Annotated in this window: 24 protein-coding genes; 14 read left to right on the forward strand and 10 right to left on the reverse strand. The window is 73.4% G+C overall.

Annotated features, from left to right (window positions below; all coding sequences use genetic code 11):
- Nucleotides 1-70: 70 nt before the first annotated feature.
- From AB0E88_RS33545 to AB0E88_RS33560, 4 genes are all read right to left on the reverse strand, one after another.
- A complete protein-coding gene (locus AB0E88_RS33545; protein WP_361638511.1) occupies nucleotides 71-574 on the reverse strand; it encodes a hypothetical protein in 504 nt (167 codons plus the stop codon).
- A 97-nt stretch (nucleotides 575-671) separates the two neighbouring features.
- Nucleotides 672-1,160 carry an SRPBCC family protein gene (locus AB0E88_RS33550; RefSeq protein ID WP_361638474.1) on the reverse strand — a complete coding sequence of 163 codons (489 nt, stop codon included), beginning with the start codon at nucleotides 1,158-1,160 and terminating at the stop codon, nucleotides 672-674.
- Nucleotides 1,161-1,341: 181 nt separating this feature from the next.
- Complete coding sequence (locus tag AB0E88_RS33555) at nucleotides 1,342-2,223, reverse strand: YegS/Rv2252/BmrU family lipid kinase (RefSeq protein ID WP_361638475.1); 882 nt, start codon at nucleotides 2,221-2,223, stop codon at nucleotides 1,342-1,344.
- Nucleotides 2,224-2,292: 69 nt separating this feature from the next.
- Nucleotides 2,293-3,891: an FAD-binding oxidoreductase gene (locus tag AB0E88_RS33560; RefSeq protein WP_361638513.1), complete on the reverse strand. Its 1,599-nt coding sequence runs from the start codon at nucleotides 3,889-3,891 to the stop codon at nucleotides 2,293-2,295.
- A gap of 148 nt (nucleotides 3,892-4,039) precedes the next feature.
- Here AB0E88_RS33560 and AB0E88_RS33565 point away from each other — a divergent pair, with 148 nt between their 5' ends.
- The 7 genes from AB0E88_RS33565 (at nucleotide 4,040) to AB0E88_RS33595 (ending at nucleotide 10,151) form a co-directional block, all read left to right on the forward strand.
- Nucleotides 4,040-4,639: a TetR/AcrR family transcriptional regulator gene (locus AB0E88_RS33565; RefSeq protein ID WP_361638476.1), complete on the forward strand. Its 600-nt coding sequence runs from the start codon at nucleotides 4,040-4,042 to the stop codon at nucleotides 4,637-4,639.
- Entirely contained in the window at nucleotides 4,636-6,225 is a 1,590-nt protein-coding gene (locus tag AB0E88_RS33570) for a glycerol-3-phosphate dehydrogenase/oxidase (RefSeq protein ID WP_361638477.1), read from the forward strand. Before AB0E88_RS33565 ends, AB0E88_RS33570 begins: the two co-directional genes overlap by 4 nt.
- Nucleotides 6,226-6,539: 314 nt before the next feature.
- Nucleotides 6,540-7,160: a DUF6230 family protein gene (locus tag AB0E88_RS33575; RefSeq protein WP_361638479.1), complete on the forward strand. Its 621-nt coding sequence runs from the start codon at nucleotides 6,540-6,542 to the stop codon at nucleotides 7,158-7,160.
- On the forward strand, nucleotides 7,151-7,714 hold the full coding sequence (locus tag AB0E88_RS33580) for a DUF6114 domain-containing protein (protein WP_361638481.1): 564 nt from the start codon (nucleotides 7,151-7,153) through the stop codon (nucleotides 7,712-7,714). Before AB0E88_RS33575 ends, AB0E88_RS33580 begins: the two co-directional genes overlap by 10 nt.
- Nucleotides 7,711-8,370, forward strand: coding sequence for a hypothetical protein (locus tag AB0E88_RS33585; protein WP_361638483.1), 660 nt, complete (start codon nucleotides 7,711-7,713; stop codon nucleotides 8,368-8,370). The genes AB0E88_RS33580 and AB0E88_RS33585 overlap by 4 nt, the downstream gene beginning before the upstream one ends.
- Nucleotides 8,371-8,562: 192 nt before the next feature.
- Nucleotides 8,563-9,540: a sporulation protein gene (locus AB0E88_RS33590; RefSeq protein WP_361638485.1), complete on the forward strand. Its 978-nt coding sequence runs from the start codon at nucleotides 8,563-8,565 to the stop codon at nucleotides 9,538-9,540.
- Between the two features lie 155 nt (nucleotides 9,541-9,695).
- Nucleotides 9,696-10,151, forward strand: coding sequence for a TerB family tellurite resistance protein (locus AB0E88_RS33595; RefSeq protein WP_361638487.1), 456 nt, complete (start codon nucleotides 9,696-9,698; stop codon nucleotides 10,149-10,151).
- A 382-nt stretch (nucleotides 10,152-10,533) separates the two neighbouring features.
- Here AB0E88_RS33595 and AB0E88_RS33600 read toward each other — a convergent pair whose 3' ends face one another.
- The gene (locus AB0E88_RS33600) at nucleotides 10,534-11,214 is read right to left on the reverse strand and encodes an ABC transporter ATP-binding protein (protein ID WP_361638489.1); all 681 of its coding nucleotides are present in this window, start codon (nucleotides 11,212-11,214) and stop codon (nucleotides 10,534-10,536) included.
- The gene (locus AB0E88_RS33605) at nucleotides 11,211-12,296 is read right to left on the reverse strand and encodes an ABC transporter permease (protein WP_361638491.1); all 1,086 of its coding nucleotides are present in this window, start codon (nucleotides 12,294-12,296) and stop codon (nucleotides 11,211-11,213) included. Before AB0E88_RS33605 ends, AB0E88_RS33600 begins: the two co-directional genes overlap by 4 nt.
- A gap of 228 nt (nucleotides 12,297-12,524) precedes the next feature.
- On the opposite strand from AB0E88_RS33605, the gene AB0E88_RS33610 reads away from it, so the two are divergent.
- Nucleotides 12,525-13,748 carry a sensor histidine kinase gene (locus tag AB0E88_RS33610; RefSeq protein ID WP_361638492.1) on the forward strand — a complete coding sequence of 408 codons (1,224 nt, stop codon included), beginning with the start codon at nucleotides 12,525-12,527 and terminating at the stop codon, nucleotides 13,746-13,748.
- A complete protein-coding gene (locus tag AB0E88_RS33615) occupies nucleotides 13,745-14,380 on the forward strand; it encodes a response regulator transcription factor (protein ID WP_361638494.1) in 636 nt (211 codons plus the stop codon). The genes AB0E88_RS33610 and AB0E88_RS33615 overlap by 4 nt, the downstream gene beginning before the upstream one ends.
- Nucleotides 14,381-14,428: 48 nt before the next feature.
- Here AB0E88_RS33615 and AB0E88_RS33620 read toward each other — a convergent pair whose 3' ends face one another.
- Nucleotides 14,429-14,788 (reverse strand): transglycosylase family protein, encoded by a 360-nt coding sequence (locus AB0E88_RS33620; protein ID WP_361638496.1) that lies wholly within the window; start codon nucleotides 14,786-14,788, stop codon nucleotides 14,429-14,431.
- 280 nt (nucleotides 14,789-15,068) lie between these two features.
- Here AB0E88_RS33620 and AB0E88_RS33625 point away from each other — a divergent pair, with 280 nt between their 5' ends.
- Together AB0E88_RS33625 and AB0E88_RS33630 are read left to right on the forward strand one after the other, a co-directional pair.
- Complete coding sequence (locus tag AB0E88_RS33625; protein WP_361638498.1) at nucleotides 15,069-15,512, forward strand: DUF6325 family protein; 444 nt, start codon at nucleotides 15,069-15,071, stop codon at nucleotides 15,510-15,512.
- Between the two features lie 49 nt (nucleotides 15,513-15,561).
- Complete coding sequence (locus AB0E88_RS33630) at nucleotides 15,562-15,849, forward strand: SHOCT domain-containing protein (RefSeq protein ID WP_361638499.1); 288 nt, start codon at nucleotides 15,562-15,564, stop codon at nucleotides 15,847-15,849.
- Between the two features lie 82 nt (nucleotides 15,850-15,931).
- On the opposite strand, the gene AB0E88_RS33635 is transcribed toward AB0E88_RS33630, so the two are convergent.
- Nucleotides 15,932-17,002, reverse strand: a complete 1,071-nt coding sequence (locus tag AB0E88_RS33635) for a YihY/virulence factor BrkB family protein (protein WP_361638501.1) — start codon at nucleotides 17,000-17,002, stop codon at nucleotides 15,932-15,934.
- A 272-nt stretch (nucleotides 17,003-17,274) separates the two neighbouring features.
- Between AB0E88_RS33635 and AB0E88_RS33640 the strand changes: the two genes are divergently transcribed.
- Genes AB0E88_RS33640 through AB0E88_RS33650 form a run of 3 tightly spaced genes read left to right on the forward strand, consistent with a single transcriptional unit; the run spans nucleotide 17,275 to nucleotide 20,410 of the window.
- Entirely contained in the window at nucleotides 17,275-18,519 is a 1,245-nt protein-coding gene (locus tag AB0E88_RS33640; RefSeq protein WP_361638503.1) for an MFS transporter, read from the forward strand.
- A gap of 53 nt (nucleotides 18,520-18,572) precedes the next feature.
- On the forward strand, nucleotides 18,573-19,652 hold the full coding sequence (locus AB0E88_RS33645) for a 5'/3'-nucleotidase SurE (RefSeq protein ID WP_361638504.1): 1,080 nt from the start codon (nucleotides 18,573-18,575) through the stop codon (nucleotides 19,650-19,652).
- A gap of 59 nt (nucleotides 19,653-19,711) precedes the next feature.
- On the forward strand, nucleotides 19,712-20,410 hold the full coding sequence (locus tag AB0E88_RS33650; protein WP_361638506.1) for an alpha/beta fold hydrolase: 699 nt from the start codon (nucleotides 19,712-19,714) through the stop codon (nucleotides 20,408-20,410).
- Nucleotides 20,411-20,467: 57 nt separating this feature from the next.
- Here the strand turns inward: AB0E88_RS33650 and pgm are convergent, their stop codons facing one another.
- Complete coding sequence (gene pgm, locus AB0E88_RS33655; RefSeq protein ID WP_361638508.1) at nucleotides 20,468-22,108, reverse strand: phosphoglucomutase (alpha-D-glucose-1,6-bisphosphate-dependent); 1,641 nt, start codon at nucleotides 22,106-22,108, stop codon at nucleotides 20,468-20,470.
- A gap of 100 nt (nucleotides 22,109-22,208) precedes the next feature.
- Nucleotides 22,209-23,183: an MASE1 domain-containing protein gene (locus AB0E88_RS33660; RefSeq protein WP_361638510.1), complete on the reverse strand. Its 975-nt coding sequence runs from the start codon at nucleotides 23,181-23,183 to the stop codon at nucleotides 22,209-22,211.
- Nucleotides 23,184-23,445 lie beyond the last annotated feature (262 nt).

Raw genomic sequence — 23,445 nt, forward strand, 5'->3', positions numbered from 1 at the left:
CTGCCCGGGTCGGCTCGGCAGCCATGCGAGGGGTGAGCCCCGGCCGGTACGGCGCCGGGGCTCAGGCGGGTCAGCAGCCGCCGCAGTTGTAGTAGAGGACGTCCCAGTGGCTGCCCTCGTCGGCGTAGATGTTGCCGGAGCCGGACTTCCACTGCGGGGCGCCGTCACCGCGCAGGCCGATGTAGGTGAAGGTGTTCTTGATGTAGTTCCCGACGCAGGTGTACTTGCTGTAGTCGAGCTTGTAGCCGTTCCAGTGCGAGTACGTCCCGGACGCGTGCCCGGTCTCGGTGCCGCCGGTGATGTTGAGCGCGCATCCGCTGGCCCGCTTCAGGGTCTGGGCGCCCTGCGCGGTGGCGAGGTTGAGCTGGTCGAAGGACGTACAGGTCGGGTTGTTGCGGTCGGAGCAGTTGCCGGAGGACGACCAGGTGATGCCGACCTCGCGGAACATCGACGTGGCGGTGGCGTGACTGATCTTGGTGACGGCGAACGCGTCTCCTGCGGTGCCGAGGACGACGGCGCCGGGGGCGATGACGAGGGCGAGGGCGGTGAGGATCGATCTGATCCGCAGCCCCATGAGTGTTTTCACGCGCTTCACGTGGAACCTCCCTGCGAGAAGTCATGCGTCCTGTGAGGTGACTGTGCAGGTGGTGCAGGGAGATGATGCCCGAGGTCTACGCGCGTTGGCCAGAGGGCGGTTCACCGCCCGCTTCGACGAGGCGGGCGAGCTGGTCGAGCGCCATGCGGGTGCCGGTCTCGTTGTCCTCGGGGCGCACGGCGTCGGGGATGCCCTCGTGCAGGACGAGCACGTGCGTGCCACCGTCCTGCGCGTCGGTGAGCGTGGTCGTCATCGTCATGCGCCCGCGCAGAGCGGGGTCGTCCGTCTCGAACTCCAGCACCTCGACGACCTTCTCGTCGGGGACCAGTTCGGCGAAGTGGCCGTGGTAGGTGTCGGTGTGCGCGGCGGACTTGCCCTCGCTCGCGGGAGCGTCGTAGGTGAGGGAGACACGGAAGCGTCCCCCCGGGCGGGCGTCGAACTCATGGACCCGGCTGGTCATCCCGGCCGGCACCCGCCACCGAGCGATCGCGTCCGCGTCCAGCAGGGCCCGGTAGACGGAGGAACGGGGAGCGCGGACGTGCCGGGAGAGCCGGGTCGTGTACATGGGCCCCACCCTAGGCGTCTGTGGCCCGGCGCGATCGACGAGACGCCCGGCGGGAGGCGGGTCACCAACCCTCACCGGGAAAGGCGCCCCTGAGCGAGTCCCGCGTCGGCGCGGCGGCCGACGCGATGGGCTTGATGATCAGGAACGGAGGTGATCCTGCGACGGCGGGGCGGCTCACACGTCAGTACAGGACGCGCAGCGCCCCGGGAAGCACGCGCGCCGTGACGGGCAGGACCGCGTCCACCTCGCCGTCGGCGCCGTAGGGCACCGCGCGGTCGGCCTCGATGCGGATCTCCCGGCCGCGCACCACCCGCACCTGGGGGCGGGACACGTGGGCGCCGGTGGACAGTTCGTTCATCAGGGCGAAGAAGAGCCGGCGGGGGGCGTGCTCGATCATGACGACGTCCAGGAGGCCGTCGTCGACGCGGGCGCCGGGGGCGATCATGCGGCCGGAGCCGTAGTAGGGGGAGTTGGCGGCGACGACCGTGTAACCGCGGTGGGTGTGCTCCGTACCGTCCACGGTGACGCGGTAGTTCGCCGCCCGCCAGGTGGTCACCGCGCGCAGCCCGCCGGCGTAGTAGGAGGCGGAGCCGCGCAGGAGGCGGGCGTGGTTGGCGTGGCGGTTGGCGAGCGCGTCGACACCCGCGTACACGCTGCCCAGCACGACCGTGCTGGGATGGACGGCGGACTCGACCTCGATGGTGTCCACCGGCCGCGGCTCGCCCTCCAGCAGCAGCCGTGCGAGGGCGTCGGGTTCGGCCGGCAGGCCGAGGGCGCGGGCGAAGTCGTTGCCCCGGCCGGCGGGGACCAGCCCGAGCACCGAGCCGGTGCCGCTGAGGGCGCCGCCTACGCCGCCGGCGATGCCGTCGCCGCCGACGGCGAGGACGACCCGGCCGGCTTCACCGGCGCGGCGGGCGATGTCCTGGGCGTGGGCCAGACTGCGGCTGTACTCGGTGTCCAGTTCGGCCCCGGCCGCCCGCAGCGTGTGGGCGACCCGCAGCAACGCGGCCGCGGCGGTCGAGCCGCCCGCGGTGGGGTTGACGACGGCGGTGAACTGTCGCATGGGTGAGCCTCCGGGGCGGTCGAGCGGGCGGGCCGGGGGGATGTGACCGAGGGGTCGGCCGGAAGGGGGTCAGTCGGTCGGCAGCAGGACACCGGGGTTGAGCAGTCCGTCCGGGTCCAGTCGCCGTTTGACCGCCTGCAGGGCCGCCACGCCGAGCGGGCCGGCCTCCCGTACGTACCAGTCACGGTGGTCGTTGCCCACACCGTGATGGTGGCTGATCGTGCCGCCGGCGGCGAGGATCGCCTCGTTGGCGGCGTGCTTGGCCCGCGTCCAGTGCGCCACGGGGTCGCCCTCGCCCTGCGCGGAGACGACGGTGAAGTACAGCGAGGCGCCGTTGTCGTAGACGTGCGAGATGTGGCACATCACCAGGGGCGGGGTGCCGGCCTCGGTCAGCGTCGCCGTGAGCGCGTCGCGTACGGCGGCGTACAGGCCGGGGATGCGCGACCAGAAGGCGGCGGTCTCCAGCGTCTCGGCGAACGCGCCGGCGTCGAGGAGGGAGTCGCGCAGGTACGGGGCGGAGTAGCGGCCGTGCGCCCAGCGCTCCCCCGGTTCCGCGCCGAGGCAGGTGCCGCCGAGTTCGGTGAGGACGGTCGCGGCGCCCTCGCGGCGGTGCGCGGTGTCCTCCTCGGTGCCCTCGAAGCCGACGATCGCCAGGCAGCCGGCATCACCGGGCAGGCCGTTCGCGCCGATCGCGTCGGGCTGGGCGAGGCCGATGAGGGTCTCCGTCTCGTCGGACAGCCGCAGCACTGTGGGGCGCGGCCCGTCCTGGGCGAGGCGGCGCAGGGCCTCGCCGCCCTGTGCGAAGGAGGCGAAGCGCCAGCCCTCGTAGCGGCGGACCGGCGGCACGGGGCGCAGGCGCACGGTGACGGAGGTGATCACGCCGAAGGCGCCCTCGGAGCCGAGGACGAGCTGGCGCAGGTCGGGTCCGGCGGCCGAACGGGGAGCGCGGCCCACGTCGAGGGTGCCCTCGGGGGTGGCGAGGGTGAGGCCCAGCACCATGTCGTCGAAGCGGCCGTACCCGGCGGACGCCTGTCCGCTGGAGCGTGCTGCGGCGAAGCCGCCGATGGTGGCCCACTCGTAGGACTGGGGGAAGTGGCCGAGGGTGAACCCGTGCTCGGCCAGCAGGGCTTCGGCGTGCGGGGCGCGCAGGCCGGGCTGCAGGGTGGCCGTGCGGGAGACGGCGTCGATGTCGAGCAGCTGGTCCATGCGGCGCAGGTCGAGGGCGACGAAGGGACCCTGCCGCCCGGGGGCGAGGCCGCCGACGACGGAGGTGCCGCCGCCGAACGGGACGACGGGCAGCCGGTGACCGGCGCAGACGCGCAGGACGGCGACGACGTCGTCGTGTCCGGCCGGCAGGACGACCGCGGCGGGGACGTCGGTGACGTCGGCGGCACGGATGCGCAGCAGGTCGGGGGTGGACTTGCCGCGGGTGTGCCGCAGCCGGGTCTCGGCGTCGGTGCGGACGTGATCCTCGCCGCCGACGGCGGTGGCCAGCTCCCGCAGTACGGCCGGTTCGAGCGGCGAGCCGGGGACGGCGATGTCCGCCAGGCCCGGCGGTTCGGCCTCGCGGGGCTTGACGCCCAGCATCTCGCGCAGCAGGCCGATCACCGGCTCGGGCAGCGGTGCCGCCTTGGCCGGGTCGCCCCAGCCGTTCCACAGCATGTCCACGGCGCTTGTCCTCATCTGTCGGTCGATTGACCTCTCGATCCATCGATCTGTCGATCCATCGATCTGTCGGCCCGGGTCGGCGTCGAATCGCCGCGGCGAGGGACGCCGGTGGGGCGGTCACCGCGGCGCGGGCGTTACACTGTGACACATGACGCCTATTCGTCACAACGATGGGGACAACGATCCGGTGCTCGACGCGGTACGCGACTGCGTTCTGGCCGTCGGCGTCCGCCGCACGACCCTGACCGACGTGGCGCGCCGCGCGGGCGTCTCCCGGATGACGCTGTACCGGCGCTGGCCCGATGTGCGCTCCCTGGTCGGCGACCTGATGACGCGCGAGTGGGTCGGCGTGGCGACCGCCGCCATGCCGCAGCGGGAGCCGGGCCGCAGCGCGCGCCGACTCATCGTCGACGGGCTGGTGCACGGCGTCGAGGCCTTCCGCGCCCACCCGCTCTTCACCAAGATCGTCGACGTCGATCCGGAACTGCTCCTGCCGTACGTCCTGGACCGGCGCGGCGCGAGCCAGGAGGCTCTGCTGGCCCTGCTGTCCGACGGCGTGCGCGACGGCCACGCCGACGGCTCGGTCCGCGCCGGCCACCCCGAACGCCAGGCGCGCGCCCTGCTGCTCGTCGTCCAGTCGTTCACGCTGTCGCTGCGGACGATGACCGACGAGGACGACCCGGACCTCGACGCCGCCGCCCTGCTCGGGGAGTTGCGGACCCTTCTGGAGAGGACCCTCACGCCATGAGCGCCAAGAGCACCCGGAGCACCGACGCCCCGCACCCCGGCTCGTCCCTGTCCGCCGCCCGCCGCACCCGTGAACTCGCCACGACCGTCGGCGCCGAGCCGGTGGACGTCCTGGTCGTCGGGCTCGGCGCCACCGGCGCCGGAGTCGCCCTGGACGCGGCCGCCCGGGGGCTGACGGTCGCCGCCGTCGACGCCCACGACCTGGCCTTCGGCACCTCGCGCTGGAGTTCCAAGCTCATCCACGGCGGCCTGCGCTACCTCGCCTCCGCGCAGTTCGACGTGGCACACGAGAGTGCCGTGGAACGCGGCGTGCTGATGGAGCGCACCGCGCCGCACCTGGTGCGCGCCCAGCCGTTCGTCCTGCCGCTGACGCCGCTGGTGTCACGTGGCCAGGCGGCGCTGGCGTGGGCCGGGTTCCGGGCCGGTGACGCACTGCGGCTGGCCGCGCGCACGGCCCGCGGCACACTGCCGGCGCCGCGCCGCCTGTCGGCGGTGGAGACCCGCACACTCGCCCCCGGCCTGCGCTCCCAGGGACTACGCGGCGGCCTGCTCTCCTGGGACGGCAAGCTCACGGACGACGCCCGCCTGGTCACCGCGCTGGCCCGCACCGCGGCGGCGCACGGCGCGCGCGTGCTGACCCGGGTACGAGCCCTGGAGCTCTCCGGCGCGGGCGCCCGGGTGCGCGACGAACTGACCGGCGAGGAAGGCTTCCTGCGCGCCCGCGCGGTGATCAACGCGACCGGCGTGTGGGCGGACGGCCTGGTCGACGGCATCCGGATCCGCCCCTCGCGCGGCACCCACCTGGTACTGCGCGCCGACCGCCTGGGGCCGCTGCCGGCCGGCCTGCACATCCCCGTCCCCGGCGAGACCAACCGCTTCGTCCTCGTCCTGCCGCAGGGCGACGGCCGGGTCTACGTCGGCCTCACCGACGAACCCGTCGAGGGGCCGGTGCCGGACGTGCCGGAGGTTCCGGAGACGGACATCGGCTTCCTGCTCGACATCCTCGGCTCCGCGCTGGACACCCCGCTGCACCGCGACGACGTCGTGGGAGCCTTCGCGGGGCTGCGTCCCCTGCTGGACACCGCCGGTGACGGCTCGTCGGCCAGGACCTCCGACATCTCCCGCCGGCACGCGGTCCTGACCTCCGCCGACGGTGTCGTCACCATCGTCGGCGGCAAGCTCACCACCTACCGGCGCATGGCCGAGGACGCCGTCGACCGCGCCGTCGCCAACCACCGGCTGACCGCCGGCCCCTCCCCCACCGCCGCACTGCCGCTGGTCGGCGCCGCCGCCCCGGCCCGGCTCGGCACGCTGCCCGCGCCACGCCGTCTCGTCCAGCGGTACGGCACCGAGGCCGCCGCCGTTCAGGCCCTGACCGCACACGACCCACGGCTGGGCGAACCCGTCGTGCCCGGCCACCCGGTCACCGGTGCCGAACTCGTGTGGGCCGTGCGCCACGAGGGCGCGCTCGACGCCGCGGACGTCCTCGACCGCCGTACCCGGATCGGAGTGGTGCCCGAGGACCGCGAGGCGGCACTGCCGGCCGTCGAGGAGATCGTCGGCGAGGCCCTCGCCACGCGCGGCTGACGCAAGCGCATACCCGGCCGGTCCGCGCGGCGGCGAACCGGCCATGGTCACCCGAGCGAGCAACCACGCGCTGAGCGGCCCCAGTCGGCCGTTCAGCGCGTTTTCGCCGTGCGGAAACATGACCGAAACCGCGTTCCTCCGGCAACTATGCCAACGGCCGCTGGCGCCTTTAACCTGACTCGTCAGTAAGTCCGCACTGCCTGCGGCGCGACCGTCCTCTCGGCCTTCGCGTGCCCTCGCTCGTGCCGCCGGTCCCTCACCCCTCTCGCCACCCGGGCGCCGTGTGCCGCACCCGCACCGAAAGGACCCAGAGGATGAAAGACCAGCAAGGCAGACAGGTGGTCGGCCGGATCAGGTGGCGGCGGTTCGCGCTGCTCGCCGTTCCCGGCTGTGCGGCCACCGCCGCGCTCGGCATCGCGCTGGCGCAGGGCGCCGTCGCCGCCTCGTTCGCCGTCTCGGGCCAGCAGTTCAAGGTGTCCGCCGACAGCCTCACCGGCCAGGGGTTCGCCCAGTACGGCAACATCGACGCCAACGCCCGAGGCGACCTGCTCCCGGTCGCGACCGTCGGCATCCGCACAGCGAAGATCAACAATCTGTGCCAGTCGGTGGTCACCAAGCTCCCCGTGCTCGGCAACATCTCGCTCACCCTGACCGCCGGTGCCGGTGACACCCCCGTCGAAGCCGAGAACCTCTTCCTCGACGCCACCCAGCTGGAGGGCAACGCCACCTTCCACACCATCGAGATCGGCCGCGACGCCTCCACCCTCGACAAGGGGCCCGAGGGCGCGCAGGGCATGCAGGACGCCTTCTCGCAGCAGGCCGACGACATGCAGATCGACAACCTCAGGCAGGTGGCATGGGCCGCCAACGCCGGCACGTTCAAGCTGTCCGGGCTCAAGATGAAGATCGCCAAGGGGAAGAAGGAATGTTTCTGAGCCGGCACGCGTGGCGCACCTGGCGCCGCAGCCGGCCCTTCTGGGGCGGTCTGGCCACCGTCGTCGCCGGGAGCGAGATCTGCGTCCTCCCGCTCGCCCCGCTCAAGGTCATGCTCGAACAGGGCGTCGCCGGGCTGCCGTCCGTCCTGCTCGGCCTGGTCATGGTCGTGCTGGGCCTGTCCGCGTGGATCGCCCCGCACCACCGTGGCCTGGCGGGCGTCCTGACCGTACTGCTGGCCGTCGCCGCCCTCGTCATGTCCAACCTCGGCGGATTCCTGTTCGGCACCGTCCTCGGCATCGTCGGCGGCTCGATGATCTTCGCCTGGCAGCCGGTTCAGGACACGGACACCGCCCCCGAGTCCGCCGCGTCCCTCGATCACGGCGAGTCCGCCGGCTCCACCGCTTCCGGTGAGTCCGCCGGTTCCGCCCCCGCCGCCCGGTCCCGTCCGGGCGCCCCCGGTACGCCACCCCCCACAGGCGCCACCGTGCACCCCGTCGCACCGACCGTTCCCGTCCCGTCAGCCGATTCGCACGGAAAGGGATCCACACCATGACACCTCCCCACAGTGTCCGCACGCTCCTCGCCATCGCCACCGGCGGCGCGGCAACCGCCGCGCTGCTGCTCGCCGGTCCGGCCGCCGAGGCGCAGACCGCCGCCGGGTCGACCACGGTCACCCCGGCCGGGCACGCCTACAAGGCCACGCTCTCCGGCAAGGCCACGTTCAAGGCCGGCACCGTGACGCTCACCTGTTCGGTCTCCTCCACGACCGGTCAGGTCCCCGCCGCGCCCGCCAACCACAACGACGCCGGCCCGGTGTCCTCCACCCTCGCCGCTCCCGCGTTCAGTTCGTGCACGTCCAGCCTGCCCGGCGTCACCCCCACGGTCACCACCAGCGGCACGTGGGGCATCGCCGTCCAGAACGGCGCGCCGAGCACCGCGACCCTGACCGTCCCGCAGGGCGGTCTGGTCGTCAAAACCAGCGGCCTGGCCACCTGCACCATCACCTCCGCGCCGAGCGGCCCGGCGCCCATCGCGGGCACCTGGACCAACGGCGCACCCTCCGGCCTGGCCTTCACCAACGCTGTCGTACCCGTGACCGTCACCGGCACGTTCGGCTGCCCGACCAGCGCCACGACCTCCACCGTCAACCTGGCCTACGCCGTGGCCGACACGACCGATCCCGCCCAGCAGATCACCGTCGGCTCCTGATTCGGCCGGCCCAGGGGTGCGCAGGCTCGGTCCTGCGCACCCCTCGGCGCGTCCTCGTCGTTTTCCAGCCGTTCGTATGACGCGCCCTCAGATGGCGTCCGCACGCCGGCTCGCGCGTCGTATTCTTCTACTCGCCTGTAGAAACGTGCCGGCCAGGAACGCACGGACGCACAAGAAGGAGTGAACGCCACGATGGTGTTCAAGCGACTGCTCGGTTCACTCGGTGTGGGCGGCCCCACCGTCGACACCGTTCTCGACCCCGGGCCCTTCCGGCCCGGCTCGGCCCTGTCGGGGCAGGTCCACCTGCGGGGCGGCAATGCCGAGTCGACCGTCGAGCACCTCACCCTGGAGCTGGTGGCCCGGGTCGAGACCGAGCACGCCGACGGCGAGAGCGAGGGCATGGTCGCCTTCGAGCGCCGCACCGTCGGGGGCGGCTTCCGGCTGGGGGCCGAAGAGGTGCGCAGCGTGCCCTTCAGCCTGGTGCTGCCGTGGGAGACACCGGTCACCGAGCTGTACGGCCAGGGGCTGGGCGTCGTCCTCGGTGTCCGCACGGAGCTGGCAGTGGACGGAGCGCGGGACAGGGGCGACCTGGATCCGCTCGCCGTCGCCCCGCTGCCCGCCCAGGAGGCGATCCTGGAGGCCTTCGGTCAACTGGGCTTCGCCTTCCGATCGGCCGACCTCGAACGGGGCCACATCGGCGGCACGGGGCAGCAACTGCCCTTCTACCAGGAGATCGAGCTGACACCGGCCCCGCAGTACGCCCAAGCGGTGAACGAGGTCGAGGTCACCTTCCTGGCCGGTCCGGCCGGGGTGGAAGTCGTCCTGGAGGCCGACAAGCGCGGCGGGTTGTTCTCCTCGGGCCACGACGCGCTCGCCCGGTACACCGTCGGCCACCACGACGTGCGCGACTGGAACGCGGAGGTCGACGGCTGGATCCGCCGGCTCGTCGAGCAGCGACCCGCACACGGCATTCCCGCGGGGTACGCCCCGGGGCACGACGTGCACCACCACACCGGTCACCACTCGGGCCCCGGCATCGGCACCGCCGTCGCCGCGGGGGCCGCCGGTCTCGCGGTCGGTGTCGTGGGCGGCATGGTCGCGGCCGAAGTCGTTGACGAGATCGGGGACTTCTTCGAGGACGACGACGAAGGCGACGACGGCGAGGACTGACGCCGGAACGACGCGGGGCCGCCGTTCGTATCCAGGAGGGGAAGCGGCGCGACCTGCTCCTTCCCCTCCTGATAGTTTCTACAGCGTTGTAGAAGTTCACGGCAGCTCCGGCCGCTCCCCGGCCGGGGACAGCTCACTACTCGTATGGAGTCGGCATGGCCCTGTGGGACCGCATCAAGGACTCGGCGTCGCAGATGCAGACGCAGCTCGTGGCGAAGAAGAACGACCTGAAGAGCGGTGCCTTCCGCGACGCCAGCATGGCGATGTGCGCGCTCGTCGCGGCCGCCGACGGCACCGTCGACCCCTCGGAGCGCCAGCGGGTGGCGCAGCTCATCGGCACCAACGAGGTGCTGCAGAACTTCCCGGCGGACGACCTGCGCCGCCGGTTCGAGGACAATCTGAACAAGCTGACCGCCGACTTCGCCTTCGGTAAGGTCAGCGTGTTGCAGGAGGTCGCCAAGGCGAAGAAGAAGCCCGCCGAGGCGCGCGCCGTCATCCAGATCGGCATCGTCATCGGCGGCGCCGACGGCGACTTCGACAAGGACGAGCAGGCCGTGGTCCGCGAGGCGTGCTACGCGCTGGACCTGCCGCCGCACGAGTTCGACCTCTGACCGACGCGACGCCATGGCACCGTCCGGCGTCCCGGCCGGCCATGTGGGCCGCTTCCGCGGCCGGCGGTCCGGCGGTCCGGCGGCGAGGGACACGGTCCGGCCTCGGCGGGCATCCTGACGGGCCGGCTGGTGCTGATCGTCTGCGCCGTGGCCGGGCCGGCCGTCGTGGGGCTGCTCGCCGGGCTCGCGGTGGTGGACCACGCCTGAGATCCGTACGTCCCGGGCCCGACGAGGTTTCCGCGGCGCCGCCCGGCGACCAGGCTCGGCGTGCCTCGGTGCCGGGCCGTCTCGGGGCCACGGCGCACACGGCCGCCGCGCGCACGGCGGCGATGAGACGCAGCACACCGGCGACCGGGACGGCCGTGTGGCGGGCACGACGGGTTCACGTGCGCGTGGTGTCCCGCAACCGTCCGTCGCGGACCTCCACGACCTGGTCGGCATGGGCCAGATGAGTGGGGTCGTGGGTGACCAGGACGGTGGCCGTGGCCCGTTCGCGGGTCAGCCGGGTGAGCAGGTCGATCACGGCGGCGCCGCGTGCCCGGTCCAGCGCGCTGGTGGGCTCGTCGACCAGCAGGACCGTCGGCTCGTTCATCAACGCGCGGGCGATGGCGACGCGTTGGCGCTGGCCGCCGGAGAGCTGGTGCGGGCGGCGCGCGGCCTGCCCGGACAGACCGACGGCGTCCAGCAGCTCCAGTGCCCTCCCGCGCGCCGCGCCGGGACGGCGGCCGGCGAGATGCGCCATGACCTGGAGCTGCTCCACCGCGGTCAGTGAGGGCAGGAGGCTGGGCTGCTGGAACACCAGGCCGATCCGCCGCCGCCGCAGTGCGGTCAGCTCCGCGCGGGACAGGCCGGTGGTGACGGTTCCGTCGACGGTGACCGTGCCGTGGTCCGGGGTCAGCAGGGTGGCCGCGACGGCCAGCAGGCTGGACTTGCCGGAGCCGGAGGGGCCGACCACGGCGGTCAGGCTGCCCTTCGGCACGCTGAGGCCGACGCGGTCCAGGGCGGTCAGGCGGCGCTCACCGTCGGGGTAGGTGAGGGTGATGTCGGCGAGATGCAGGCTCATCGGGCGTTCCCCAGGGCGGTCAGCGGATCGACGGAGGTGATACGGCGGACGGCGAGCGCGGCGCCGAGCGCACCGAGCACGACCAGGACACCGGCGGGCACGAGCACCGTCGAGGGCGTGAGGACGAACGGCACCGCGCGCCCGGCGACCAGGGCGCCCACGGCGGCGGCGAGGGCCGTGCCGACGAGGGTGCCGCCGCTCAGCACGGCGACCGCCTGCCCGAGCGCGTCCTTCAGCAGCGTGGCGGTGGAGGCGCCGAGGGCCTTGAGGACGGCGATGTCGCCGCTGCGCTGGATGGTCCACACGGTGAAGAAGGCGCCGACGACCAGCGCGGAGATGCCGAACAGGAAAGCGCGCATCAGTTGCAGGGAGCCGTTCTCGGAGGTGTAGGAGCCGATCGCCGCCAGGGAGGCGTCCTTGGACACGGTCTCGGTGCGGGCCCGGGCGTCGGCGGCCCTCAGGTCGGCGCCGGGCGCCGTGGTCAGGGCGATCACCGTCGCGGTCGCACCGGCGCCCCCGCTGGGGGGTGCGGTGCCGCGCCAGGTGCCCAGACTGGTCCACACGACCGGCGTGTGGCTGAACGACGCGTCCCCTCGGACGGCGGCCACCGTCAGCCGGTGCCCGGCGAGCGTGAGCGTGTCGCCGGCCTGGACACCGAGATCGTCGGCGGCCCCGGTCGACAGCACCGCCGAGCGGTCGTCGATGCGGCCGCCGTCCGGTGCGAGGGCGGAGCCGGGCAGCACGCCGAAGACGGACACCCCGGCGCTGCGCGTCCCCGCGGTGGCCTTGGCCGGGGTGATGCCGAGCGGTTCGGCACGCGTGACACCGGGCGTGGCGGCCCAGCGCCGCCACTGCTCCTCGGTGACGGTGGAGTCGGTGTACGACAGGTCGCGGCCGCCGGCCGGGGCGTCGAAGGCGATGCGGTCGGCGGGAAGAGAGGTGATCGCTGAGGTGCTCTGCCGGCTCAGGCCCGCTGTCAGTCCGGACAGCAGGCCGACCAGCAGGGTGATCAGCACGATGACGGTACCCATGAGGGCGAACCGCCCTTTGGCGAAGCGGAGGTCCCGCCAGGCGACGAACACGGCTGCGGCCAGGCCTTTCCAGGAGGGTGAACAGGAGGATGAAGGGGAACGGCCCCACCGTCTCCCGCGGACCGGTGCGCGGGCATCCGGCCGGGGAGGGCACTTCTCGGGCCGAAAGGTGTGGGGGTGCTTGCACCTTTCGACAGAGGCGGCGCCCGGCGGGCGGACCGTAAGGTGGCCCCGAGACCTCCCTGATCCGTGAGCACCGTGAATCTCTGCGCAAGGGCCGTGACCGCCGCCACCCCACCCCTGACCACCCCGACCACCCGGGTCCTGACCTGGTGCCTGCATCTGCTGGTCGTCGGGCTGCTCGCGCTGGCCGCCGTCCGGGCCGTCACCTCGGGCAGCCCCCGTGCCGCGGCGGTCACCGCCGTCGCCGCTCTCTGCGGGCTCGTCTACGCCGCCGGTCCCCTGCTGCCGCGCGTGCGGCTCTCGCGCCGGGCGGCCGCGGTCTGGCTGGGCGCCGTCGGGGTCGTGTGGCTGGGGTTGCTGGCGGTGAGCGCGGACGCGGTGTGGCTGGCGTTCCCGCTGTACTTCCTGCAGCTCCATCTGCTGCCCCGGCGTACGGGTCCGGCCGCCGTCGCGGCGACCGCGGCGGCCGCGATCGCCGGATACGCCGCACACCAGGGCTCGTTCGGCCCCGCGATGGCGATCGGTCCGGCGCTCGGCGCGGCCGTGGCGGTGGCCGTGGTGTGGGGCTATCAGGCCCTGTACCGGGAGAGCGAGCAGCGGCGCAGGCTGATCGAGGAGCTGACCGCGACGCGTGCCGGCCTGGCCGCCGCCGAGCACACGGCCGGGGTGCTGGCCGAGCGGGAGCGGCTGGCCCGCGAGATCCACGACACCCTGGCCCAGGGCCTGTCCAGCATCCAGCTGCTGCTGACCGCGGCCGGGCGGGCGCTGCCCGGCGCCGTGGAGGTCGCCGCGGGTCATGTGGAGCAGGCCCGGCAGGCCGCGGTGGACAACCTCGCCGAGGCCCGGCGTTTCGTCGCCGCGCTCGCCCCGCCGGCGCTGGACGGCAGCACGCTCGCCGACGCCCTGGAGCGGCTGTGCGTCACCACGTCGGCGCGCCATCCGCTCGCCGCGCACCTGCACCGCACCGGCACACCCGGGCCGCTGCCCACCGGGCACGAGGTGGCGTTGCTGCGGATCGCCCAGTCCGCCGTGTCCAACACCGTGCGCCACGCCGGCGCCACCCGTGTCGACCTCACGCTCGGCCGCCTCGACGGCGAGGTGATCCTGGACGTCGTCGACGACGGCACCGGTTTCGACCCGCGGCTGGTGTCCGTCCCCGACCCCGAGGGCGGCGGGTTCGGTCTCGCCGCCGTGCGGGCGCGGGTGCAGGACCTGGGCGGCACCTTCTCCCTGACGTCCGCGCCGGGGCGGGGTACCGCCCTCGGCGTGAGGCTGCCGCTGCCCCCGTCCGCCGACTCCGAGCCCGAGGCCCGCCCGTGACCGACGCCCCCATCCGCCTGCTGCTGGCCGACGACCACCCCGTGGTGCGGGCCGGGCTGCGCGCCGTCCTGGAGACGGAACCCGGTCTCGCCGTGGTGGCCGAGGCCGCCACCGCCGAGGAGGCCGTCGTACGGGCGGCCGGCGGGGACATCGACGTGGTGCTGATGGATCTGCAGTTCAAGGGCGGCATGAACGGCGCCGAGGCCACCGCCGCGATCACGGCGCGACCGGGTGCGCCGCGCGTCGTCATCGTCACCACCTACGACTCCGACGCCGACACCCTGCCCGCCATCGAGGCCGGGGCCACCGGCTATCTGCTGAAGGACGCGCGGCCCGAGGAACTGGCCGCGGCCGTGCGCACCGCGGCGGCCGGCCGCACGGCACTGGCCCCGGCGGTCGCGGACCGGCTGCTGCACCGGCTGCGCACACCGGGGACGTCGTTGACGCGGCGCGAGACGGAGGTGCTGGGTCTGGTGGCCGACGGGTTGTCGAACCAGGCCGTGGCCGGGCGGCTGCACCTCACCGAGGGGACCGTGAAGTCGCACCTGGCGCGGGTGTACGCCAAGCTCGGCGTGGACTCGCGCACCGCCGCGGTCGCGGTCGCCTCGGACCTGGGCCTGATCCGCCGCTGATGGCCGGGAGTGCCGCGGCGGACCCGGGCCCGGTCCTGCGGCAACGGCTTAGGCGCAGCCCCAGGCGGACATGCCCTGCTGGGCGGCCAGGCGCCGGGCGACCTTGATCTGCTGGCGCCGGGTGGCGAGGTCGGCGCGCGGGGCATATCTGAGCCCGCCGGCCGCCCGCCAACTGGAACGGCTGAACTGCAGGCCGCCGTAGTAGCCGTTGCCGGTGTTGGCCTTCCAGTTGCCTCCGGACTCGCAGGCCGCGATGGCGTCCCAGTCGGTTCCGAACCTCGGCTGGGCCTCGGCGGTCGTCGCGGCCGTGCTCAGCGCGGCCAGCGTCGTCACGAGCACCAGCGCCGTCCTCGCGCGGCGGGACGGGCGGGCGGCGGAACGGGTCATCACTCTCTGCTGTGCGTTCATGACCGTACTGTTACATCATGTGACGATATGGAGTGCGCATTTCCGCCTCAGGTCGCGTCCTGCCCCCGGCGTCCGGGTGACGGCTCTGTGGCGCGGTCGGCTCCCGGCGCCGGCGGAGCGTCGCGTCCTATCTCCCCGCGAACGGCACGGCGACCGTGGCCGCAGGAGGACCGGAGGTCCGATGCCGAGCGGCCGGGCAGGAGCCGGCGCGGGGTGCGCGGGGCGGCCCGCGGTGATGGAATGGCCTTCGGGGGACGCTCGAGCAGCAGGGGTGACCGCCGTGAGCGAGCAATTCGAGGACATGGGGCCCATCGACTACGTGGTGGTGGAGTTTCCCGGCAATCACATGACCGGCGAGGGTTTCCCCCTGCTGGTCGACCTGGTGGACCGCGGCATCATCCGCATCCTGGACCTGATGTTCATCAGGAAGGACGAGGACGGCTCGGTGAGCGCGCTGGAGATCGCCGACCTCACCGGGGACGGCCGGCTGGACCTCGCCGTCTTCGAGGGCGCGCGCTCCGGCCTGCTGGGCGAGGACGACCTCGAAGAGGCGGCCGCGGCGGTGGAGCCCGGCAACTCCGCCGGTCTGCTGGTCTACGAGAACCTGTGGGCCGCTCCGTTCGCGAGCGCGCTGCGCCGCGGCGGTGCGCAACTGGTCGCTTCGGGACGGCTGAACGTGCAGGCCGTACTCGCGTCCCTGGACGCGGCGGACGCTGCCTCCTGAGGCACCGGGCACCCCGACGACACGTTCCTCCCGACAGGAGCCGATCACCATGCCAGGACTACTTCGGGGCATCGCCCGTACCGCTGTGGTGGCCGGTACGGCGACCGCGGTCTCCAACAGGGTCTCCCGCCGCCAGCAGGGCCGCTGGGCCCAGCAGGCCGGCTACGCGGAGCCCTCGGGGTACCAGCAGGCCTATGAGGAACCCGCGCCACCGGCCCCGGCGCACGACGACATGAGCAGCAAGATCGACCAGCTCAAGGAGCTCGGCGAACTGAGGAAGCAAGGCATCCTCACCGAGGCCGAGTTCGAGGAGCAGAAGCGGAGGCTGCTCGGCTGACACTGCGGAGCGCCCCGCCGTCATGACGGCGGGGCGCTCCGTTTTCTACATGGGCGCCGGGGCGGCCCGGCACCGTCGGGGGTCAGGCGTCGTCGGGCGCCCCCATGCGCCGCGCGTCCTCCTCGTCCCAGGCGCGGGTGTCCCGGGGCTGGGTGTACGGCTCGGCGTCGGGCGGCAGCCCTCCCGCGATGGCCCGCTGCCGCACGGTCTCCGCGTCGAACTCCAGGCCCAGCAGCACCGCGAGGTTGCCGATCCACAGCCACACCAGGAAGACGATGACGCCGGCCATGGTGCCGTAGGTCTTGTTGTACGAGGCGAAGTTGGCGACGTAGACCGCGAAGCCGCCGGAGGCGATCAGCCAGATCAGCAGGGCCAGGAAGCTGCCCGGGGTGATCCACCGGAACCCCTTGACCTTGGCGTTGGGGGCCGCCCAGTACAGCAGGGCGATCATCGCGGTGACCAGGAGGACCAGCACCGGCCACTTCGCGATCGACCACACCGTCAGGGCGGTGTCGCCGAGGCCCAGGGCGTCCCCGGCCCTGCGGGCGATGCCTCCGGTGAAGACCACGATGAGCGCGCTCACCACGGCCAGCACCATCAGCACGGCGGTGACACCGAGCCGCACCGGAAGGATCTTCCAGACGGGCCGGCCCTCCGGCATGTCGTAGACGGCGTTGGCCGCCCGCATGAAGGCCGCCACATAGCCGGACGCCGACCACAGCGCGACCACCACGCCGACGACCGCCATGAGGGAGCCGATGCCGGCGTTGCCCTGCAACTGCTCGACGGCCCGGGTGAGGATGTCGCGCGCCGAACCGGGGGCGAGCTTGCGGATGTTGTCCAGCACTTTGTCCGTGGTCGAGCGGCCGGTCAGGCCGAGGATGGACACCAGCACCAGCAGCGCCGGGAAGAGGGCCAACACGCCGTAGTACGTGAGGGCGGCCGCCCGGTCGGTCAGTTCGTCGTCCTTGAACTCCCGCAGGCTCCCTTTGAGGATCCGCCGCCAGGCGCCCTTCGGCAGCTTGGTCGGGGTGTCGGGCGCCCGGCGCTCCACATCGGGCCCGGGACCCATGTCCTCGGGCGCCGGTGCGGGCGCGCGTTCCGCCTCGCCGTCGCCGTGTTCCTTCCGTCCCGGAAGATGCAGCTTCGCCATGCCCGACGGGTAACCCCGGCGAGCGCTCCCATGCCGCCCCGTTGATCCGGCATCCCCGCACGGCCTCGCCTTTTGTTGGTTTCCGTTCGCATCTTTTCGGTGCAGGGGGTCTGTTCAGGCCATCCGACGACTGTTAAGAAATGAAGCCACACGGGTTACTGACACGTGTAACTCGTTCAATCCCCTCATCCGCCGTTCCCTGGCCCGTCACGGCTTCGTGCCTGCCGTCACGGCCCGGGGTGCGCCTCGCCCACACGATCGAGGAGGGCACCGTGGCCCTTTCGTCCCCCGCGGCCACCGCCGCCGGCCGCCCCGCCGGCCCGGCCCGGCCCGCACGCGGTCTGCTGCCGCTGCTGCTGCTCGGCAACACCGCGATGTACGCGCTCTACATCGGCGTCGCCGGGGTCCTGCTCGCCCTCCAGGTGGAGCATGTCGACCCGGCCCACAAGGAGGCCAACCTGGGGCTCGTCACCGGGATCGCCGCGGTCTTCGCGACCGTCTTCAACCCGCTCGCCGGGGCGCTGTCGGACCGCACCGGCCGCCGAAACCCGTGGATCCTGGGCGGCGGGCTGCTCGCGCTGCCCGCCGCGTTCCTGCTGGGCAGCGTGCACACGGTCCTGCTGATCACCATCGGCTGGTGCCTGGTGCAGGCCGTGATGAACGTCTACCAGGCCGCCCTGACCTCGGTCGTCCCCGACCGGATACCGCTGGAGAGCCGCGGCAGGGCCTCCGCGGCGGTGGGCCTCGGACTGCCGCTGGGCAGCATCGGCGGCGCCCTGGTGGCGGCCGCCTTCACCGACCGCTACCGCACCGGCTATCTGCTCTTCGGCGCACTCGTCGCCGTGACCGCCGTCGTGTTCACCGCTTGTACACGGGAGGAGCGGCTGCCCGCGCGACCGTCCACACCGGTCTCGGCCCAGGTCAGGGCGTTCGCGGGGGCGTTGAAAGTGGCCGACTTCCGCTGGGCGTTCATCGGCAGGGCCCTGCTCGTCCTGGGCTACTTCCTGGTCAACACCTACCTTGTCTACATCCTGCAGGACCACATCGACCTCCCCGCCGGGATGGAGCCGGCCGAGGCGGTGGCCGTGGTGACGCCGGTGACCAGCGTCGCGATGATGCTCTCCACCGTGCTCGGCGGCTACCTGTCCGACCGGCTCGACCGGCGCAAACTGTTCGTCGGCGCCTCGGCGCTGCTGTCCGCGCTGGGCCTGCTGGTCCCGGCCCTCTCCCCCACCTGGCCGGCCGTGCTCGTCTTCGCCGGCGTCGTGGGCCTCGGCTTCGGCTGCTTCATGGCGGTGGACACCGCGCTGGTCACGCTGGTCCTGCCGAGCGCCGAGGACGCCGCCCGGGACATGGGCGTGCTGAACATCGCCAACGCGGGACCGCAGATCATGGCGCCCTTCGCCGCCTCGGTCGTCGTCACCGTCACCGGCGGCTACACCACCCTCTTCGTGGCCGCGGCCGTCCTCTCCGTCGCCGGGGCACTGTCGGTGCGCCCGATCCGCAGCGTGCGCTGACCGGCCTCGCGGGCCCGGGAAACAGACGTCTCAACAAGAACGGACACCCACCCATGCAGACGAACCACCGCCCCCGGCGAGCGGCCGGCCGCCGCGGCGCACGTGCCCTCGCGGTGAGCGCCGCCCTCGGCCCGGCGCTGCTCCTGGGCACGGCCACCGCCCCCGCCGCCCCCGTCCGGCACGGTGAGCGGCCCCCTCTCACCGGCATGCGGGTGCTGCTGAGCAACGACGACTCCATGCGGGCCGCCCGGCCCGACGGCGCCGACGGGCGCGGCCTGTACGAGATGCGCAAGGCGCTGTGCGCGGCCGGGGCCGACGTGGTCGTCCTCGCGCCGTGGCAGTACATGAGCGGCGCCGGCACAAGCGTCAGCAACAGCGGTGCCTTCGCGGCCCAGCGCCGCACACGGCTGCCCGCCCGCTACGCCGGAGACTGCTCCGGTGCGCCCACCCGGGGCGCGGTGTTCGGCCTGTGCCGCACCGCCGGCACGCCGTCGTGCACCGACACGGCACCGAGCGCGACGCCCGCGGACACCGTGAGGTTCGCGCTGCGCGGCGGACTGCGGGCGCTGACCGGCTGGACCGCGCCGCCGGACGCGGTGGTCACCGGGATCAACTCCGGGCCGAACGTGAGCTCGCAGGTGAACGACTCGGGGACCGCCGGGGCCGCGCTGGCCGCCGTCGACGAGCGGGTGCCGGCCGTGGCGTTCAGCGCCTGGATCGCGGACGGCTCGACGCTGCCGAGCGACACGACCTACCGGGCGGCGGCCCGCTACGGCGCCTCCCTGCTGGGCCGGCTGCGCGCGCACCGCCTGCTCTCCCCGACCCACGTGCTGAACGTCAACTACCCGGACACCAGCGGGGGTTCGCAACCGGCGGGTGAGCGCTGGACCCGGGTCGGGGACGGCACGGTGGCCGTGCACACCTACCGGCGAGCGGCCGACGGCACCTTCACCGTGGGCGGCGCGCTGTGCCCCCAGGCCCCCGGGTGCCGTGGCGAGACACGCGAGGACGCCGACAGCACGGCGGTCGCCGCGGGTCACGTCTCCCTGAGCGCCCTCACGCCCGACCGTACCGCGCCCGCCGACGCGGAGACCGCCCGGCTGCGGGCCTACCTCGGCGGGCACCACAGCTGACCCGCCGTTACCACAAGCCGCCCGCGCGAGCGGGCACACACGAAGGGAAGAACCACACCGTGCTGCTCAACACCCGTGAATGGGGTACCGGCGAACGGACCGCTCTGCTGGTCCACGGCATCATGTCCGACGCCCGCACCTGGCACCGCGTCGGTCCGCTGCTCGCCGACCGGGGATACCGCGTGATCGCCGTCGATCTGCGCGGGCACGGCGGCTCGCCGCGTGCCGCCGCCTACTCCCCCGAGCTGTTCGCCGACGACCTGGCCGACACCCTCCCGGCGGGCGCCGACCTCGCCATCGGGCACTCGCTCGGCGGTCTGTCGCTGCTGCTCGCCGTGGACCGGCTGCGGCCCGGCCGTGCGGTGTACGCCGACCCCGCCTGGTCCACCGCCGACCCGCAGGCGGCTGTGGACCCGACGGTGTTCGCCGGTTTCAAGAACGCCACCCGCGAGCAGATCACCGCGCTCAACCCGGCCTGGGCCGACGAGGACGTGGACGTGGAGCTGGCCACCCTCGCCGACTGGGACCCGCGGACCGCGCACTTCCTGGGCGGCGCTCCCCTGCGGGGCTTCCTGCCGGGGCACGCGGAGGTCCCGTCGCTGGTGGCGCTCGCCGACCCCAGTTGCCTGGTGGGGCCGGGCGAGGCGGAGCTGCTGCGCGGCCGCGGCTTCGAGGTGCGGACCGTGCCGGGTGCCGGGCACACCCTCCACCGTGACGATCTGGAGGGATTCCTCAAGGCGCTCGACGGCTGGATCTGAGCACGGTGTCCGGGCCGGCCGGCGCAAGGATCGCCGGCCGGCCCGGACAGCGCCGCGTCAGCCGCCCAGGGCCGCCAGCACCACGCCCTTGGCCTCCTCCTGGACCCGGCCGAGGTGGTCGGCGCCGAGGAAGGACTCGGCGTAGATCTTGTACACGTCCTCGGTGCCGGAGGGGCGGGCCGCGAACCAGGCGTTGGCGGTGCTCACCTTGATGCCGCCGATGGCCGCGCCGTTGCCGGGGGCCTCGGTGAGGACACCGGTGACGGCCTCGCCGGCCAGGGTGTCGGCGCCGACCTGGGCCGGGGACAACTTGCCGAGCAGCGCCTTCTCCTCACGGGTGGCGGGGGCGTCGGTGCGCGCGTAGGCGGGCTCGCCGTAGCGGGCGGTCAGGTCGGCGTAGTGCTGGGAGGGGGTCCGTCCGGTGACCGCGGTGATCTCGGAGGCCAGCAGGGCGAGCAGGATGCCGTCCTTGTCGGTGGTCCACACCGAGCCGTCGCGGCGCAGGAAGGACGCGCCGGCCGACTCCTCACCGCCGAAGCCGAGAGAGCCGTCGAGCAGGCCGTCGACGAACCACTTGAAGCCGACGGGTACTTCGACCAGCCGGCGGCCGAGGCCCTCGGCGACCCGGTCGATCATCGCGGAGGACACCAGGGTCTTGCCGACGCCGGCGCCGGCCGGCCACTGCTCACGGTGGCGGTAGAGGTAGTCGATGGCGACGGCGAGGTAGTGGTTGGGGTTCATCAGCCCGGCGTCCGGGGTGACGATGCCGTGCCGGTCGGCGTCCGCGTCGTTGCCGGTGGCGATCTGGAAGCGGTCGCGCTGGGCGATGAGCGAGGCCATCGCGTTGGGCGAGGAGCAGTCCATGCGGATCTTGCCGTCCCAGTCCAGCGTCATGAAGCGCCAGGTGGGGTCGGTGAGGGGGTTGACCACGGTCAGGTCGATGCCGTGCTGTTCGGCGATGCGTCCCCAGTACGCCACGGACGCCCCGCCGAGCGGGTCGGCGCCGATGCGGACACCGGCCGAGCGGACGGCGTCCAGGTCGAGGACGCTCGGCAGGTCGGCGACGTAGGCGCCCAGGTAGTCGTAGCGCCCGGTGGTGGCGGCGGCCAGGGCACGCGCGTACGGCACCCGGCGGACGTCCTTGAGACCGCCCCGGATGATGTCGTTGGCGCGGTCCTGGATCCAGGAGGTGGCCTCGGAGCCGGCGGGACCGCCGCTGGGCGGGTTGTACTTGAAGCCGCCGTCGGCGGGCGGGTTGTGCGACGGGGTGACGACGACGCCGTCGGCGAGGCCGGAGGTGCGGCCGCGGTTGTGGGCGAGGATGGCGTGCGACAGGGCCGGGGTGGGGGTGTAGCCGTCCACGCTGTCGATGAGCACGGTGACGTCGTTGGCGGCGAACACTTCCAGGGCGGTGGCCTTGGCGGGCTCGGACAGCGCATGGGTGTCGGCGCCGAGGAAGAGGGGGCCGTCGATGCCCTGGGCCTCGCGGTACTCGCAGATGGCCTGGCTGGTGGCGGCGATGTGGTCCTCGTTGAAGGCCGTCGCCAGGGACGAGCCGCGGTGGCCGGAGGTGCCGAACGCCACGCGCTGGCCCGGTTCCGCCGGGTCGGGGTGCAGTGTGTAGTACGCGGTGACCAGCCGGGCGACGTCGACGAGGTCCTCGGGTCCGGCCTGCTTGCCCGCTCGCTCGTGCTGCATGTGTGCCCGCTCCTCCGGTTGGGTTCGGTCCCTGGTAGATCGTTCCTGCCCTGCTCATCTTTCCAGGTCGTACGCGGATCCCGCGAGGGTGGGCACCGCGTCAGTGGTCGGTGCGGTCGCGCGGGGGCGGCGGCTCGCCGGCGGTGAGGTGTTCGAGGACCTCGACGAGTTCCTGGCAGGCCTTCTCCACCGAGCGGCGGGTGTTGAGCTGCTCGGTGATCACCGCCGACAGCAGGAGGGCGGTCAGGGCCATGGAGCCGTTGAACGCCTGCAGTTTCACCATCACCTCGATCCGGGTGAGCTGCGCGAAGGGTCCGACGCGGTCGGTGGCGGCGATGGTGGCCAGGACGGAGGTGAGCAGCGCGCACAGCATGCTGCCCGCGAGGCGGAAACGCAGGGCCGCCCAGATCAGCAGCGGGTACACCAGGAAGAGCACGCTGAGCGTCGAGTGGGTGGCCAGCGGGATCAGGGTGCACGCGATGACGCTGAGCAGGAGGGCCTCCTTCCACCGCATGAGGGGGGGCCGCCCGCGCAGGGTGTACAGCATGAGCAGCAGCGGGGTGACGATCAGGACGCCCATGGCGTCGCCGACCCACCAGGCCAGCCAGACCGGCCAGAAGTCGCCGGCGGGGAGCTTGTCGGTGGCGACGAGCAGGCCGACGCCCGCGAAGGAACTGACCAGCATGGCGGTCAGCGCACCGAGGAAGACGAGCGCGAGGCCGTCGCGTAACCGGCTCAAACTGAGCCGGAAGCCGGCGCGGCGCAGCAGCAGGCAGGCGCAGACGGGGGCGAGCGTGTTGCCCGCGATGGTGCCGAGGACGTCCCAATGGACCGGGGCGATGGACGCGATGAGCAGCAGCGTGCCGACGGCGACGCCGGGCCACACGTGCAGACCGAGGATCAGCAGGGCGGCCACGGCGACACCGGAGGCGGGGAAGACGGGGGTGACGACCGCGCTCTCGACCACGAGCTGCCGGATCAGGCCGAGCCGGCCGGCCGCGTAGTAGCAGGCGGCGACGGCCAGCGCCTGAAGCACGATCACGGCCGGTCGCCGCAGGTCCCGGGAAGCCACCACCCCGCCATGAGACACCGCCACCCCGACCGGGCAGGAGCGGACGCGCCGATATCCCGCCCGATGGCCGAGCCACCCGCACCAAGACGACGGCGCAACCCACGCCCCGCCACGACGGCCGCAGCGGCCCGCACCGCACGCCACGACGCTGTCCGCACCCGCGTACGGCGGCGAGGGGCCGGGGTGGGGGGTGTCCGCCCGCAGCGTCCGGCACCGGCACAGGGCGCCGTATCGAGTGACGGGCGGCCGGACCGAGGACGGACAC

This window comes from Streptomyces sp. NPDC028635, assembly GCF_040637635.1.
Taxonomy (GTDB): Bacteria; Actinomycetota; Actinomycetes; order Streptomycetales; family Streptomycetaceae; genus Streptomyces.